14 protein-coding genes are annotated in these 14,631 nt (G+C 40.6%); 9 read left to right on the forward strand and 5 right to left on the reverse strand.

All coding sequences use genetic code 11. The features are described from left to right. Nucleotides 1-2 precede the first annotated feature (2 nt). Nucleotides 3-3,692 (reverse strand): S8 family serine peptidase, encoded by a 3,690-nt coding sequence (locus tag HH219_RS03260; protein ID WP_169326616.1) that lies wholly within the window; start codon nucleotides 3,690-3,692, stop codon nucleotides 3-5. A 232-nt stretch (nucleotides 3,693-3,924) separates the two neighbouring features. On the opposite strand from HH219_RS03260, the gene HH219_RS03265 reads away from it, so the two are divergent. Both HH219_RS03265 and HH219_RS03270 read left to right on the forward strand, forming a co-directional pair. Continuing rightward, nucleotides 3,925-4,395, forward strand: coding sequence for a DUF2721 domain-containing protein (locus HH219_RS03265; protein ID WP_054205272.1), 471 nt, complete (start codon nucleotides 3,925-3,927; stop codon nucleotides 4,393-4,395). A gap of 139 nt (nucleotides 4,396-4,534) precedes the next feature. Further along, nucleotides 4,535-4,987, forward strand: coding sequence for a cytochrome c (locus HH219_RS03270; protein ID WP_054205273.1), 453 nt, complete (start codon nucleotides 4,535-4,537; stop codon nucleotides 4,985-4,987). A 60-nt stretch (nucleotides 4,988-5,047) separates the two neighbouring features. On the opposite strand, the gene HH219_RS03275 is transcribed toward HH219_RS03270, so the two are convergent. Next, complete coding sequence (locus HH219_RS03275) at nucleotides 5,048-5,719, reverse strand: cytochrome b/b6 domain-containing protein (protein WP_169326617.1); 672 nt, start codon at nucleotides 5,717-5,719, stop codon at nucleotides 5,048-5,050. 172 nt (nucleotides 5,720-5,891) lie between these two features. Here HH219_RS03275 and HH219_RS03280 point away from each other — a divergent pair, with 172 nt between their 5' ends. Genes HH219_RS03280 through HH219_RS03290 form a run of 3 tightly spaced genes read left to right on the forward strand, consistent with a single transcriptional unit; the run spans nucleotide 5,892 to nucleotide 7,755 of the window. After that, nucleotides 5,892-6,743, forward strand: coding sequence for an AraC family transcriptional regulator (locus HH219_RS03280; protein ID WP_169326618.1), 852 nt, complete (start codon nucleotides 5,892-5,894; stop codon nucleotides 6,741-6,743). A 29-nt stretch (nucleotides 6,744-6,772) separates the two neighbouring features. Beyond that, nucleotides 6,773-7,459: an AzlC family ABC transporter permease gene (locus HH219_RS03285; RefSeq protein WP_169326709.1), complete on the forward strand. Its 687-nt coding sequence runs from the start codon at nucleotides 6,773-6,775 to the stop codon at nucleotides 7,457-7,459. Next, nucleotides 7,456-7,755 (forward strand): AzlD domain-containing protein, encoded by a 300-nt coding sequence (locus HH219_RS03290; RefSeq protein WP_054205275.1) that lies wholly within the window; start codon nucleotides 7,456-7,458, stop codon nucleotides 7,753-7,755. The genes HH219_RS03285 and HH219_RS03290 overlap by 4 nt, the downstream gene beginning before the upstream one ends. 39 nt (nucleotides 7,756-7,794) lie before the next feature. On the opposite strand, the gene HH219_RS03295 is transcribed toward HH219_RS03290, so the two are convergent. Next, entirely contained in the window at nucleotides 7,795-8,949 is a 1,155-nt protein-coding gene (locus HH219_RS03295; protein WP_169326619.1) for an iron-containing alcohol dehydrogenase, read from the reverse strand. Nucleotides 8,950-9,107: 158 nt separating this feature from the next. On the opposite strand from HH219_RS03295, the gene HH219_RS03300 reads away from it, so the two are divergent. Then, nucleotides 9,108-9,977 (forward strand): LysR family transcriptional regulator, encoded by an 870-nt coding sequence (locus HH219_RS03300; RefSeq protein ID WP_054205277.1) that lies wholly within the window; start codon nucleotides 9,108-9,110, stop codon nucleotides 9,975-9,977. A 163-nt stretch (nucleotides 9,978-10,140) separates the two neighbouring features. Next, nucleotides 10,141-10,623: a glutathione peroxidase gene (locus HH219_RS03305; protein WP_169326620.1), complete on the forward strand. Its 483-nt coding sequence runs from the start codon at nucleotides 10,141-10,143 to the stop codon at nucleotides 10,621-10,623. Nucleotides 10,624-10,665: 42 nt separating this feature from the next. Here the strand turns inward: HH219_RS03305 and HH219_RS03310 are convergent, their stop codons facing one another. Then, nucleotides 10,666-10,854, reverse strand: a complete 189-nt coding sequence (locus tag HH219_RS03310) for a hypothetical protein (RefSeq protein ID WP_082355672.1) — start codon at nucleotides 10,852-10,854, stop codon at nucleotides 10,666-10,668. Between the two features lie 398 nt (nucleotides 10,855-11,252). Here HH219_RS03310 and HH219_RS03315 point away from each other — a divergent pair, with 398 nt between their 5' ends. Continuing rightward, nucleotides 11,253-12,050 (forward strand): YggN family protein, encoded by a 798-nt coding sequence (locus HH219_RS03315; protein ID WP_169326621.1) that lies wholly within the window; start codon nucleotides 11,253-11,255, stop codon nucleotides 12,048-12,050. A gap of 56 nt (nucleotides 12,051-12,106) precedes the next feature. Here HH219_RS03315 and HH219_RS03320 read toward each other — a convergent pair whose 3' ends face one another. Then, entirely contained in the window at nucleotides 12,107-13,549 is a 1,443-nt protein-coding gene (locus HH219_RS03320) for a PLP-dependent aminotransferase family protein (protein WP_099458982.1), read from the reverse strand. Between the two features lie 124 nt (nucleotides 13,550-13,673). Here HH219_RS03320 and HH219_RS03325 point away from each other — a divergent pair, with 124 nt between their 5' ends. Further along, nucleotides 13,674-14,603, forward strand: a complete 930-nt coding sequence (locus tag HH219_RS03325; RefSeq protein WP_054205281.1) for a DMT family transporter — start codon at nucleotides 13,674-13,676, stop codon at nucleotides 14,601-14,603. The last annotated feature ends 28 nt before the right edge of the window (nucleotides 14,604-14,631 follow it).

Genomic DNA, 14,631 nt, shown 5'->3' on the forward strand with positions numbered 1-14,631 from the left:
GATTATTTTTGCTTACGACGACGCATAAATGCAAATGGCGCAGCAAATAACGTCAACCAAGCAAGTGAACCACCTGAACTTTTCTTCTCTGGTGTTGGTACAACAACATCTTCGGCTGGGTCTTGTGTCACTGCAATCATGACCTCCACAGCTTCAGATGTATGGCCCATAGAGTCGACCGCAGCTACCATTACTTTAATCTCAGTTATTGCTTCATAGTCAATACTGCCTGCGACTTTCAGTTCACCTGTAGCTGAAATACTTACAAGCTCACTACCCGTCACAGTATAACTAGCAATTGGTGTCGCATCCGCATCAGGGTCTGTTGCTGTTACTGAACCAATTACAGTATCCACTGCTGCATTTTCCTGCACAGAGAAACTTTGTTCTACATCAACAACAGGTGTTACCTCAGCGCCTTCATCTGCAATATTATTTATAGTGATAGTAACCATCGCCGACTCAGAAATATTTCCAGCGGTATCAGTCGCAACGACTTCCAATTCAACCATCATCAGACCTGCTTCGTAGTTAAGCATATCTTGATTCATCACAGTAACTTCACCCATTTTAGAAACAGATATAGCCGTAGAAGTAGAGCTTAAAACAATGAACTCCGACACTGGATTAGCTAAGTCGGCGCCATATGTTACTTCAAGCATACCGATAACAGTGCCATTTACCGTATTTTCATCAACCGAGAACGCTGCATCAGTAACCATTGGTGCTGTACCACTGTCTGCGCGAGGTGTCGCAACTAAAGGTGCTGAACCTGAACTAGACAGAACCATAAAGTCTTGTCCTGCATTCATCAATGTTCCTGACTCGCCGGGTTGCAACTCAGTGATTTGATTTTCATTACTATCAACCACAGCTGCTAACACGTCGTTAGATGCGTCTCTAAAGGTATAAGTACCCATTACGGTATCACCAGAACCCGTCGCGATAGGTGTCCATGTCTCTTCTTCTGTTCTAAAGCGAACATTGGCTGTTACTGTATCGATACTTTCAGCAGTTAAACCAAATGCACCTAAACAACTTTGCATTGTGAAATGGTTATTACCGATAACTTGATAAATATTGTTTAGGTTACCACGGCCTGAACCATAACCATGTGTAAAGGTAAGTGCGCTTCCTGGTTCTACATCGTCAGAAAACCATTCGTTTTTACCATTTTGAACCGTGATGTCATAAGTGCCATCTTGATCTAAGTCAAAATCAGCCATGAACCCACCCACGTATGTGTGAGTAATACCTTCATTGAAGATCATTGTTGTTAGTGTTACAAAACCGTCTGCACATATATCAGTAGAAACTGCGAATGTTTCAATTGATCCACCGATAATATCAAAGCGCTGATCTTCATCAACCTCACCAGTTGCTACAACTGGCGCAAATACGGGTTTAAGCACTGTCGCACCGGTATTTGTCAATTTATGCATTGGACCTTTCTCAGTCATTTCAGGTGTTACCGTTACCTGTGCATTTGCTTTTGGTAATACGTGATACACAAGATGGAACGCTTTCATATCCCCTTCAGAGAAAACAAGCGCACCGTCTAATTCAAGGTTCGTTAAATCAGCTGTGACAGCCTCAGAACCAACATTAGATGCATCCAATGTCCACTCTGGCAAGGTTGAAGGATCAATTTTTGCTATTACGTCAAATGACATTGTTTGACCTGCAGGAACAGTGATTGTTGCAGGGTATTGCATTGTTAACGAGTTACGATCTACATCATTTGCATAACGCTGTTCTAATGAAAGTGTATAAACTTTATCAACGTTTGAGAAGTTCTTCACTTGAACCGTTTTAGTCAGCTCTACCATTTCAGCGGCATTAACTAAACCAAACGAAAGCGCCGCTTGTTTAGTGTCTTTAGCCCAGGCTGCAACTGGTAATTCAGCTGCTTTTTTAACATCAACCAAGCCAGCACCGATATAACTAATTGGCGCAAGTTCGGCATCTGGATTAATTGCGCGAGGCTCCATTGTTACATCAAGATTAGCAGCATTCATTAATGTCGCTTTAAGCTCAAATGCATTGCGTTCTGGGTGTGCTTCTTTAAGAAGGCTCATCGCACCAGCGGTTATAGGGCCAGAAAACGAAGTACCAGTAGCACCTGTCAAGCCATCACCTAAACCTGGGTGAGCAGTCATGATATTTACACCTGGAGCGGTAATTTCAGGTTTTAGTAATCCACCCATTGAAGGACCACGTGATGTAAAGTCAGCAATTGCCCCAGCTAGCACAAGGCGCTCTACAGCAAGGGTAAATTCTTTCCCTTCTTTAAGTGCCATACCTGTTTCTAAGTTAACACCAACTGATGGAATCGTTACGGCAGCATCAGAGCCCCCCATAGGTGCCGGTGTACCATCATCTGAATTATTGGCGATAATCACAAATGCAGCGCCTTTAGCTTGTGCTGCCAATACTTTTGTTGTAAATGCACAGCCACCGCGGTCAATAATCACGCCTTTACCTGTAAAATCAATACCCTCAGCAAAGTCGACACACGCAGTTTGATTTTCAGCTGGGTAAACCAGCTCAATATCACCCGTGGCAAAACTAAATGCTGTTTGAGGACCGAAACTAGCTGGTTGCACGGTGACATCTTTACCATCAACCATACCATTACCGATACCTTGGTCGCCCGTTGGGTGAGTCATTGCACCTACAGACAGTGCATTTTCAGATGTACTAGGTCCGCCAACAATAAATGGATATGCGCCGTCATTACCCGCTGAAATAACAACGTTAGTACCTAGTTTAACCGCTTTATTAATAAATAGACCTACCGCGTCATTTGCAAAGTCACCATAATCACCACCCAGTGACATGTTAATAACATCAACACGGTCGGAAATGTCACCATCTTTATTCGGATCCATTGCATTTTCAAGAGCAAGTAACTGGGCTAAACCAGGACAACCACTGTTACATACTGAATATACGTAAAGATCAACATTTGGGGCAATACCATTTACTGAATTAGAAACGTGTGTACCGTGGTTAGTGTTAACATCGATTGGATCGGCATCATCATTTATATAGTCATAGCCGCCTTTGATTTGCGCTTGCGGCCAATCAACACTTGCTGGATCTGCCACTGCAGCATCATATGCCTCTTTAGTGCCTGCCCCACCAAATGCTGCGTGGGTATAATCAACACCAGTATCAAGCACAGCAACTTTAATGCCTTGACCTGATGCAACACCACTTTCAACTAATGGTGTCGCCATTATGTAATCAGCGCTATCTGCAACACTCAGTTCGTAATCATATACTGGGTAAATCGCCTCTACTTGTTGATTATTCAATAAACGTGCTACGTCTTCTTGATTACCGTTAACGACGATTGAACTCACTAGAGTAGACGTTTTTGCAATGACTTGTAGCTGCAAATCCATAGAAGAAATAGCTTGCTCAACACTTGTTTGCGCTACTAAAGCTTGCGTACGAACAGCTGAAACGTCAGTACTTACTACTTGAGCTGTTGCAGGGGCATGCAGTTTAATCAACCAGCTAGATGCTTCGCCGCGAACCTGTTCTTTTTTTACGCCAGCTGTAGATTGGACATTTTTTTGAGACGTCAGATTATATTTTTCAAAATTATTAGCATGAGCTGATGCACAAAAAGCACTTGCGACAGCAAGAGCAACCGCCGTTCGCTTAATTGAATTAGAATTCATAGTATTCCCCTGGATATATAATGGTTATGATTGTTTTTATTCGAGACTTTAAGTCATGTACAATATAAAACCATAATGTCGCAAATGACAACTATTTTATTACCTGCCATTTACATTTTGTTTCTATAAACAAAACAATGAATTTCAAAACACTGATTACAATGAAATTTTAAATTCTCGACCTTGTAAATGAATGTAAACATAAACGCAACAATACCTAAAAGAGAAACTGATGAACAATGAAGTTATCAATATATTAACAATGGCTAAGGTAATACAGACAGCTGTAGCGCCGGTATTTTTGATCACAGGTATTGCCGCAACGTTGGGCGTATTATCAAATCGTTTAGCACGAATAACTGACAGAGCCCGCCAACTTGAACGTAAATTGAAGGTCAGTACCGATGAGGAATTTAATACCTCGCTAACCACAGAGCTCAGAGCACTACTAAAACGATCTCGCTTTATCCATATCGCATTTAGTTTAAGTGTATTAAGTGCTGTACTTGTGTGTGCCGTGGTTATGCTGCTGTTTTTATCGCATATTCAGGCAGTTAATTTAGGAGTCACTATCGGTAGTTGTTTTGTCGGTGCCATGGCGTTACTGATTTGTGCGTTTATGTCACTCCTTGGTGAAGTATTCTTAGCCACGCGCAGTATGCGCAGAGGAATGATATTTGCCGACATAGATATCAATGACTAAAAATATGAATCAAAAACGATAACTTAAGTTTAATGGTTAAAGCTAAGTTAAGTTTAACCGCAATAAACTTGAATAATATGACCTACTGATATACAACAACGGTTGTTAACGCTATGAATACAATTAAGGGGCGAAAGGAATGAAATTAAAACAGCTATTTTTAGGCACAGTATTATCAACATTAGCGCTGGGCGCATCAGCTGAATCTGTATTTGAAGAGCCAAGTGATGCGATTGAATATCGCCAAGCTGCATTTTCAATGATCCGTGTACAAATTGGTGATATGGGCGACATGCTAAAAGGCAAAGTAGAGTTTGATGCACAACGCTTTCAAAAGCGTGCAAATAATGCAGCAGCATTGTCTAAAATGCCATGGGAAGCATTTGGCGCTGGCACTGATAAAGGCGATACATCTGCCCTTCCAGCAATTTGGAGTGATAACGAAACCTTTATGAAAAAAGCAACTGCATTTCAGCAATATGCTGATGAGCTAGCCGTTGCTGCGCAATCTGGTGATAAAAAGCTAATTGCCAAAGCTTTTGGTCCTTGGGCTAAAGGCTGTAAAGATTGCCACACATCATTTAAAGATTAATCTTTGAACCGATAAGCTTTAAATAAAATGGCGCTCAATCAGCGCCATTTTTTAAAATTGCTAACTAACTAAATAACTTAGCGGCTCTGCGCCCCATGTCATCAATAGCCCACTTAGTAATACAACAAAAATAACAATTGCTAACCAAGGCGATTTGGTTACTTTAACCTCTGTATTACCTGCTTCTTTGTCCGTATACCCGGTGACCATCGCTTTAACTAACTTTTTGCCTTTAATACGGTAAATAACAATTGCCACAACGTGTAAAATAATCGCATAAAATAATAAGTCGAAATTTTTGTGGTGCAACCAGCCCGCCCACTCAACCACATTATTAGAGGCATATTGCACCAATGGTCCGTCGGTTAAAATATCGTCCGTGGTCATTAAGCCACTCACTAACTGCACCAATAACAATGCAAAAAAAGCGAGCACCATATAACTGCCCGCAGCACCATGACCCACTGGCTCATTAGTTTGTTTAAACGATTTGATTGCCGTAATAGGAGAATGTAGTAATGCACTTAACTTCGCCGTTTTACTACCAATTAAACCCCATATAAGACGCGTTAACAGCAGCGCTAATGTAAAAAAACCTGCGATAAAATGCAGTTCCATCATGCCTTCTTCAGCACTAAAATACAGTGTGGCAATTGCTATTACGAGTAGCCAGTGAAAGCTACGAATAAACCCATCCCATACTTTAATACGTTTAACCACTTGATCATCCATCGTAATAACTACCTCTTAAATATATACTCTATAATAATGCCACAGACTGCTTTACACGACTATTTCAACGCGGCGAATAACCGCAGGTATAACGCGCAATTTTTTACAAGCTTTGTATATTGGTTTAGATATACTCAAAGCTATAAGAGCTAAAATAACAAAAGCGGCGCCAATGAAAGATGAACAATCAACTTTTTATCACCATGAGAAATTAGGCGGGTTAGAGGCTTTACAAGCACGCTTTACTCATCAGAATTTTTCACGCCATAGCCATGAAGGCTACACCATTGGTTTAATTGATTGCGGCGCGCAAAAGTTTTATCGCAGTGGCAGTGACCATATCGCACCAAAAAATAGTATTATTTTAGTCAATGCCGACCAAATTCATAATGGCCAAACAGCAACCGAAGCAGGCTGGTCATACAGAGCAATGTATCCGCGTCCAGAGCAATTTGACGCACTTTCTCAAGAGTTAATAGGTATTCGCTGTGGCGCACCTTATTTTGATTTTGCTGTTTACAACAATCGCTCACTTACCCACGAATTAAATCAACTACTTAATTGCTTAACAACTACAGTGAAAAATAATAACCAACTGCATACTGAAAGCTTATTTTACAGTGTGATGACTCAGTTAATGCTGTCATTTAAACAAGATTGCCGACAATTAAAACAACTAAAACCCAAAGCAAACCTTACACATGCACAGCAATACCTTGATGAATATTGCTGTGAAGAGATAAGCCTTGAGCGAATAGCCGCCCTGAGTCACATGAGTCCATTTCATTTTATTCGCCAATATAAAAAACAATATGGTTTAACTCCTCATGCATACCAAATACAGCGCCGTATTCGCCATGCAAAGACATTGTTAAAACATGGTTTAAATGTCAGCCAAACAGCAAACGAATGTGGCTTTCATGATCAAAGTCACTTACATCATCACTTTAAATCTCGCATTGGCATTACGCCTGGCCAATATAGAAATCTATTTAGCAGTTCATTAACGAAGGATACACAGTGAAAAAGGCATTACTTAAAGGTTTTTTAGATATGCTACCGCTGTGTTTAGCGGTGATCCCATGGGGTATTTTATGTGGATCGTTAGCGGTACAGAATGGTTTTACAGCTCTCGAAACACAAGCTATGTCACTATTGGTTTTTGCAGGCTCAGCGCAACTGGTTGCCATTGAACTAATGGCTGGTAATACGCCGTTATTAACTATTTTATTTACTACTTTTATTATTAGTTCACGGCATTTTTTATATGGGTTAGCGGTACGCCACAAAGTAATAGATCAACCTTTGCGTTGGCGCCTACCTGTAAGCTTTGTACTCACTGATGAATTATTTGCATTTTCTCACCACCGCAAAGCCTACCGTACAAAAACGCGTTTAACCTATGCGCTAAGTGCCGGATTTAGTTTTTATATAGCGTGGAATTTATGGACTTTTATTGGCATTGTAGCAGGGAGTTTATTGCCCGATTTAACCACCCTCGGTTTAGATTTTGCCATTGCCGCAACATTTATAGCGCTGGTTATTCCTGGCATAAAAAACCTTGCAACCTTAGCAACGGTTGTAACCGCAGGCATAGTTGCTAGCGTTTTAAAAAGCCAAGGGTTTGAGTTGTGGTTGGTTGTTGCTGCACTGAGTGCTATGACCGTGGGGTATATTATTAGCCGTGTTATTAGTCACACAAATAGCCAAATACATATAAAACAGGCGCCTAAATCATGATGACAACTATTTTATTAATGGCCTGTATTACTTTTTTTACCCGTTACTTATTTTTACATCGCGCTTTGCCCTTTAAAGTCGGACCAAAAATGCAGCAATTTTTAAGCTTTAGCGCCCCTGCAGTGCTCACTGCTATTTGGGTGCCTATCGTATTTGTAACAGATAATGGTATTAACCTAAACTGGCAAAACCCATACCTCAGCGCTGCAGTTGTCGCAATTATTGTCGCGTATAAAACGCATAACATTTACTACACAACGCTGGCTGGTATGGGCCTGTTTTTAATTTTGAATTAGCGCCAAATCAATGCGCCAATTCAATTGCCGATACTGGCGCTAAACACTGGCAAGTAAAACAGCACGGCTCTTTTCAAGAGTAACTTGCTCTCGCTCACCGAGCGCTGTCATGCCGTGGCGCTCAAGCTGCTTAACAATTTTATCTGCCACTTCTTCACCTAAGTTGTAATCACTTAGACGAGTTGGCATGTTTACACTATGGAAAAACGCCTCTGTTGCAGCAATTGCTTGCTCAATAGCGGCATCTTCATCGCTAATATCAAGGCCTAAAACACGTTGTGCATATTGTAAAATTTTACCGCGTTTCGTTTCTTTTTGCTCAGCCATCATACGTGGCAATACAATCGCTAACGTTTGTGCATGATCAAGGCCATACACTGCCGTCATTTCGTGCCCTAGCATATGCGTTGACCAATCTTGCGGCACACCAGCACCAATTAATCCATTTAAGGCCATCGTTGCCGACCACATAATATTAGCGCGCACTTTGTAGTTGTCTGGCTCACTGAATGCTTTTGGGCCTTCTTCAAGTAAGGTCATTAAAATACCTTCAGCAAAACGATCTTGTAACTTAGCGTCTACATCGTACGTTAAGTATTGTTCCATAGTATGAACAAACGCATCAACAATACCGTTAGCTACTTGGCGTTTAGGCAATGAGTAAGTCACTGCAGGGTCAAGCACAGCAAATTGCGGTTGTACAAATGGGCTAGCAAATGGCAATTTGTCATGACTATCAAGGTTAGATACAACACTAAAGGTATTTGACTCAGACCCCGTTGCTGGCAAAGTTAGCACTACACCTAACGAAATCGCTGACTTAATTTCACCACCTTTAGCTAAAATATCCCACGGTTCACCTTCATAATTTGCCGCTGCAGCAATAAATTTACTGCCGTCAATAACAGAACCGCCACCAACAGCTAAAATATAGTCAATCTGTTTCTCTTTAACTAAAGTAACCGCTTTCATACACGTTTGATAACTTGGGTTTGGCTCGATACCTGCAAATTCAAACCAAGTATGCTCACTTAACGCATTACTTACTTGTTCATAAATACCATTTTTTTTGATGCTGCCGCCGCCATACGTAACCAGTACTTTTGCGTCAGTTGGGATCTCACTTTTAATTAATGCGATTTGTTGTTCGCCAAAATGAATTTTTGTTGGGTTTGCAAAACTAAAATTTAACATGCTTGCTCCATTAATTGATTATGCATAATGCGTGGTGACCAAATGATTGTAGACTTTTAACGTTTAAATTAAAGATTAAGATCAGGCAATCACTTTTGCACAGCTGCAACAATGAATGATATAAACTATAATTACTTAATATTTTGAGAACATAATATATGTGGCAAGGCCTTGATGAATTTTTACATGTCGTTGAACATGGCAGCTTTACCCATGCAGCAAAAGCTATGGAAGTGTCAACATCTCATATTAGTCGCCAAGTACAACAATTAGAAAACCGCTTAGGCTCAGTGCTGTTTCAACGTACCACCCGTAAAATAAGCTTAACTGACGCAGGGCGTGAATACGCAGTTAAACTCAAAGCCATAAAACAAGAACTTATAGACGCTAATAATCAATTACAAGGCGAACAACGCAGACCCAAAGGCCTTATTCGCATTACCGGCGCGGGGGAATTTGTCGCAACTAATGTAGCACCCAAAATTGTTGAATTCGTAAAACGCTACCCTGACGTGGAAGTCGATATGGACTTTAATAATCGCAACGTTGACCTCGTAGAAGAAGGTTTTGATTTAGCCATTCGTTTTGGGCGTATGCAAGACTCGAATTTAATCGCGAGACCACTATGCCCTCGCATCATGACGCTCGTTGCAAGCCCTGACTATTTACAACAAAACCCCGCTCCTACAACACCTCACCAGCTCACTAAACATAATTGCTTAGTGGCAATGGGTAAACGCTGGCGATTTAATTTTAATGGCGAAATCAAAGAAGTAAAAATTACTGGAAACTGGCGCAGTAATCATCCACGCGCATTACTCAGTGCAACATTGGGTGGATTAGGGATTGCCCACTTAGCTTGCGATATTGTTGAGCAATACGTGCAACAAGGCCAATTAGTAACGCTGCTTGATGAATTTCAAGTCACTGATAATGCATCTTGGTTAGTATACCCACGCAAAGATTTAATGCCGTATAGAGTACGTTTATTGATTGAATATTTACTCACAAGTTTTAGGGCGTGTTGACCTTTTCAGATTAAAATTCGTTCAATCCAAAGGCGATTTAATCGCGGCGCGAGGTTTGTAACTGAGTGGGCTAAGTAAAAAATCGAGCAAAGCTAGATTTAAGCTGTATGTCTGCCACAACTCAGGATAGAATTTACCAAACAACAATAATAAAGTGAGTATTATGAACGACTTTCACCAACTTTCAGCCACAAACTTACAGGGCCAAACATTTGATTTTAGCAGCCTTGAAGGCAAAGTAGTTTTAATTATTAATACCGCCAGCAAATGTGGCTTTACACCGCAATACGAAGGCCTGCAACAATTGCATGCAAAATACGCCGAGCAAGGATTGGTGATTATTGGTTTTCCATGTAATCAATTTGGTCAACAAGAACCTGGAAATGCTAAGGATATCGAGCAAGGCTGTTTAATTAATTATGGCGTTGATTTTGTGATGATGGGCAAAGTGGATGTAAACGGCGAACATGCACACCCCGTGTTTAGACACTTAAAATCAGCCTTACCAGGGTTTTTGAGCCGTAAAATAAAATGGAATTTCACAAAATTTTTAATCGGCCGCAATGGCGAACCTATTAAACGTTTCGCTCCTTTTACCAAGCCGCAACAAATCGAAAGCACGATCATTAAAGCACTTAAAAACTAAAAGCAATAAAGAGGCATACGCCTCTTTATTTTAAACTGTTGCTTAGTGATTCATGTACTCATCAAAGTCATCATCACCTAAGTTTTTACGCAAGCGTTTTTGCTCCAGGTAGTCTTCCAACTTTTTCTTCACCTTTTGCTTATTCTTGTCGTGTTGATTACGCCCAACCATTTCGTACTCGTCTTCAACAAAAGCGTCATCTAGCGCATCGTAACTAAATGTCTTACCCACAACCCACTCCATAAAGTGTTTGAGACCAATGTAGGATTTTTATCACTGCCATTGGTAAAATTAAAATGTTTAGTGCGCTTATTCAACATAGTGAAGCGCACCAAAGTAAAGCCACAACCCATTCTAAAATGATGTTATGTCAGTAATGTGAATAAATAGCGTTAAATTTGAATTCTGGAAAGTGAGACTTTTTTATCGAAACGATAAACATTATTTATGCTTATAAATTTTTTAGTGATTTTGACTAAAAATTAGTGTTTTTATCATTTAATAGACCAATCAAAAAACAAAGAAAACACCCTAACAACATGATTATTAATATTAATTTTTTTTGGCATCAAACTTGATAACAACTAAGTAAGCATTCGTTATAATCAACACATTAGCAGGATATAAAAATGAAAAAATTACTTTTAGTAGGTTCTTTATTTATTGCCACAGGGGCAATGGCGCACAATGATAACGACTCGCATATTTCATTTAGCGGCGATTCGTGCAAAGTAGAGTTTCAAAATGATGTTCGCATTAAACCAAACGAACTCGAAATTTTTACCGCTAACGATCACACCATGACTTTCACTAACAATGGCGAGCTCATTGTTGATGGCCAAACATTGGCATTAGATGACCAGCAGCGTCAAGCAATCAGCGACTACTCAGACAGCCTACGAGGCCAGCTACCTGAAGTTGCTAACATTGCACTTGAAGGTGTAAAAATTGCCGGCGTTGCAATTGAAGAAGTCGCCAATGCATTTAACATCCAAGGTCTAGACAGTATTAATGACCTAATGGCAGAGATTCAGGTTGAGGTAGAAAATACCTTTTATCAACAAGGTGCCTTTGTAATGGGCCAGCAAAGTTTCAATGACTTTGGCGAAAATTTTGAAAGCCATTTTGATGAACAAATTGAAAGTGCCGTTGAATCAGCAATGATGCAATCAATGGGCAGTATTTTGATGGCATTAGGGTCTGAGTTAATGGGTGCCGGCGGCGATATGCAAGCCTTTGAACAGCGTATGGAAAATATGGGTGCACAAATAGAAGAAAAGGTAGAACTGCAAGCAAACGCACTAGAAAAACGTGCTGATGCATTATGTGATAATTTTTCAACGATTGCAGCGCAAGAGCAGCAACTTGTTAAATTAGTACCAGAGCTAAAAAATTATCAATTATTTAGCTACAAACAAAACAACTAAACTCATATAACAATTTGATATCCCTTTAGCAGCACTCTTTTAAACGTGCTGCTTTTTTACTTTTTAGCTAAATGTATTAACTCACCAAGTTTAATAATTGCTTGCTCGACTCGTTCATTCCAAGGCAAGCCATAACTTAACCGTATACAGCTGCGATACTTATTCGTTGCCGAAAATATATAACCCGGTGTAATACTAATACCATTCTCTAGCGCAAGTTGAAATAGCTTAATACTGTCAAAGCTTGGCCCTAAATCAACCCAGACCACGCAGCCACCTTGCGGATCACTAATACGTGCCGTGGCAGGAAAAGCTTGCTGCAAACACCAAATCATCCGCTCTTTATTGGTACGCAGACGCTGCCTAAGTAATTTTAAGTTACGCTCATAATCACCACTGGCCACAAACTCATATAACGTCCATTGATTAATTAAAGATGTTGAGCAGCTTAGTGCTCGTTTATAACGCCTTGCGCGCGCTGCAAACTTTCCCGCAATTAACCAACCAACCCGATAACTCGGAGCCGCTGTTTTTGAAAACGAAGAACACGTTAACACGAGCCCCTTTTTTGAATACGCTTGTGCAGGTATGCCTCGCTCGGGAGTAAAATGCAAATCGCCGTACACATCATCTTCAATAAGCACTACATCTTGTGATTCTAATAGCTCAACTAATTGTTTACGCTTATGATCCGGCATAAAGCTGCCAACCGGATTGTTGATCGAAGTTGAAAACACACAGGCTTTAATATCGTGATCTTGCAAAGCTTGGTTCAGATCATCAAGCCAGATCCCATCATCAGGACATAGCGGGATCTCCAGCGCTTTAAGGCCTAAACTCTCGATCAATTCAATGATCCCAAAATAACAAGGTGACTCGATCGCAATCACATCTCCCGGCATTGTCGCACATTTTAACGCGATCGCTAGAGCCTCTTGTGCGCCATTGGTGATCACTAATTCATGGCTATCAACCCCAATACCAAAATCTAAATAACGATGGATCAACTGCTTTTTAAGCGGCGCAAAACCATCCATCGCCCCATAGTTTATTGCACGACTCCCTGCAATCGACATTACCCGACGCATGGTCCGGCTAAGCATTTTATCGGTTGGGGCTGCCGCAACAGGGTTTGCAATACCAAAAGGCACCACATTCGCTTGATGGATTGCATCGTATACTTGCTCAATTAACACCTGCATATTAACTGATACAGGCGCGCGACTCAGCTTTACCCGTTTAGGCCGAGCAAGTTGTGTATTAACTGTTTTTAAAAAGTAACCAGACTTTTCCCGCGCTTCAACAAGACCTTGTGCCTCAAGAGACTGATAAGCCAATTTTACAGTCGGGATGCTCACATTGAGTTTTTCGGCCATTTTGCGTAATGAAGGAAGTTTCTCACCAGGGAGCAGTGTGCCCTGTTCACTTAAATCGCGAACAAGTTGCATGACTTGCTGGTATAAAAAATCATGATTAGTTTTACTGATCACTAACGACATTGCATTTACCTTTCACTCAAAGCACCCCAAATCTGTATAGGTTGCATTTATAGTTTTCTGTATATGTTAAGTATACAGAAGCGAACTAAAATGAACACTTCATCTTCACACTTGGACCAAGGCCATGAAAAGTATCGCGCTGTACACTCTCACCGTTTTGATTTGGGGCTCTACGTGGCTCGCTATTGAATTTCAATTAGGTGACATCGCCGTTGAAGTTTCGCTATTCTATCGCTTTAGCCTTGCAGCTATTTTGATGTGGATGTGGGTGGGCGTAAAAAAACTCCCTATGAATTACACCCGCCGAGACCATGGTTTTTTTGTTTTATTAGCGCTGTGTAATTTTGGACTTAATTATTTGGTTCTTTACTGGGCACAAAATTACTTAACGTCAGCCATGACATCCATTGCTTTTTCAATGCTGCTCATAATGAATATTGTTAATACCCGCTTATTCTTTGGTAAACCTATCGCCAAACGTATTTACAGCGGCGCTATTTTAGGTGTTTTAGGTATCATTTGCTTGTTTTGGCCACAGTTACAGCAGTTCGACTTGAGTAACGGGGTGTTGGTCGGGTTACTACTTGCTCTAAGTGGTACCTTTGTGGCTTCATTAGGGAATATGGTCAGTGTTCGCAATTCTCACCAGCAAATAGGTGTTATGCAAGGTAATGCGTGGGGCATGCTATATAGCGCGATTGGGCTATTATTTTACGTCATTATTAGCGATGCTCAGTTTAGCTTGTCGGCACCTGCAAGCTATTGGTATTCATTAGTTTATTTATCTGTATTTGGCACTGTTATCGCATTTGCTTGTTACTTTGCATTACTAAGAAACATAGGCCCAGAACGCGCCAGTTATGTGATTGTATTATTTCCTTTAGTTGCCGTTGCACTGAGCACATTATTTGAAGGGTTTATCTGGCAAACGAATACGTTTATAGGCTTTAGTTTAGTGCTGGTAGGTAACGCCATTGTACTAACCCCAACAAAACGAATTAAAGCATTTTTTGCAGCGCGGTCATTGCAGCAAAAAAGCTCCATCCCCGGTTAGAATACGTTTTAAACGTAACTAACCCCAA

Origin of the sequence: Pseudoalteromonas sp. NEC-BIFX-2020_015, assembly GCF_012952265.1 — a bacterium.
Lineage (GTDB): Bacteria > Pseudomonadota > Gammaproteobacteria > Enterobacterales > Alteromonadaceae > Pseudoalteromonas > Pseudoalteromonas neustonica.

Excerpts from the sequence above, each read along its gene's own strand:
- HH219_RS03325 (WP_054205281.1), top strand. The coding sequence starts at position 13,674 with ATGAAAAGTATCGCGCTGTACACTCTCACCGTTTTGATTTGGGGCTCT.
- HH219_RS03300 (WP_054205277.1), top strand. The coding sequence starts at position 9,108 with ATGTGGCAAGGCCTTGATGAATTTTTACATGTCGTTGAACATGGCAGC.
- HH219_RS03290 (WP_054205275.1), top strand. The coding sequence starts at position 7,456 with ATGATGACAACTATTTTATTAATGGCCTGTATTACTTTTTTTACCCGT.
- HH219_RS03295 (WP_169326619.1), bottom strand. The coding sequence starts at position 8,949 with ATGTTAAATTTTAGTTTTGCAAACCCAACAAAAATTCATTTTGGCGAA.
- HH219_RS03280 (WP_169326618.1), top strand. The coding sequence starts at position 5,892 with ATGAAAGATGAACAATCAACTTTTTATCACCATGAGAAATTAGGCGGG.
- HH219_RS03270 (WP_054205273.1), top strand. The coding sequence starts at position 4,535 with ATGAAATTAAAACAGCTATTTTTAGGCACAGTATTATCAACATTAGCG.
- HH219_RS03305 (WP_169326620.1), top strand. The coding sequence starts at position 10,141 with ATGAACGACTTTCACCAACTTTCAGCCACAAACTTACAGGGCCAAACA.
- HH219_RS03285 (WP_169326709.1), top strand. The coding sequence starts at position 6,773 with ATGCTACCGCTGTGTTTAGCGGTGATCCCATGGGGTATTTTATGTGGA.
- HH219_RS03275 (WP_169326617.1), bottom strand. The coding sequence starts at position 5,719 with ATGGATGATCAAGTGGTTAAACGTATTAAAGTATGGGATGGGTTTATT.
- HH219_RS03260 (WP_169326616.1), bottom strand. The coding sequence starts at position 3,692 with ATGAATTCTAATTCAATTAAGCGAACGGCGGTTGCTCTTGCTGTCGCA.
- HH219_RS03320 (WP_099458982.1), bottom strand. The coding sequence starts at position 13,549 with ATGTCGTTAGTGATCAGTAAAACTAATCATGATTTTTTATACCAGCAA.
- HH219_RS03265 (WP_054205272.1), top strand. The coding sequence starts at position 3,925 with ATGAACAATGAAGTTATCAATATATTAACAATGGCTAAGGTAATACAG.
- HH219_RS03315 (WP_169326621.1), top strand. The coding sequence starts at position 11,253 with ATGAAAAAATTACTTTTAGTAGGTTCTTTATTTATTGCCACAGGGGCA.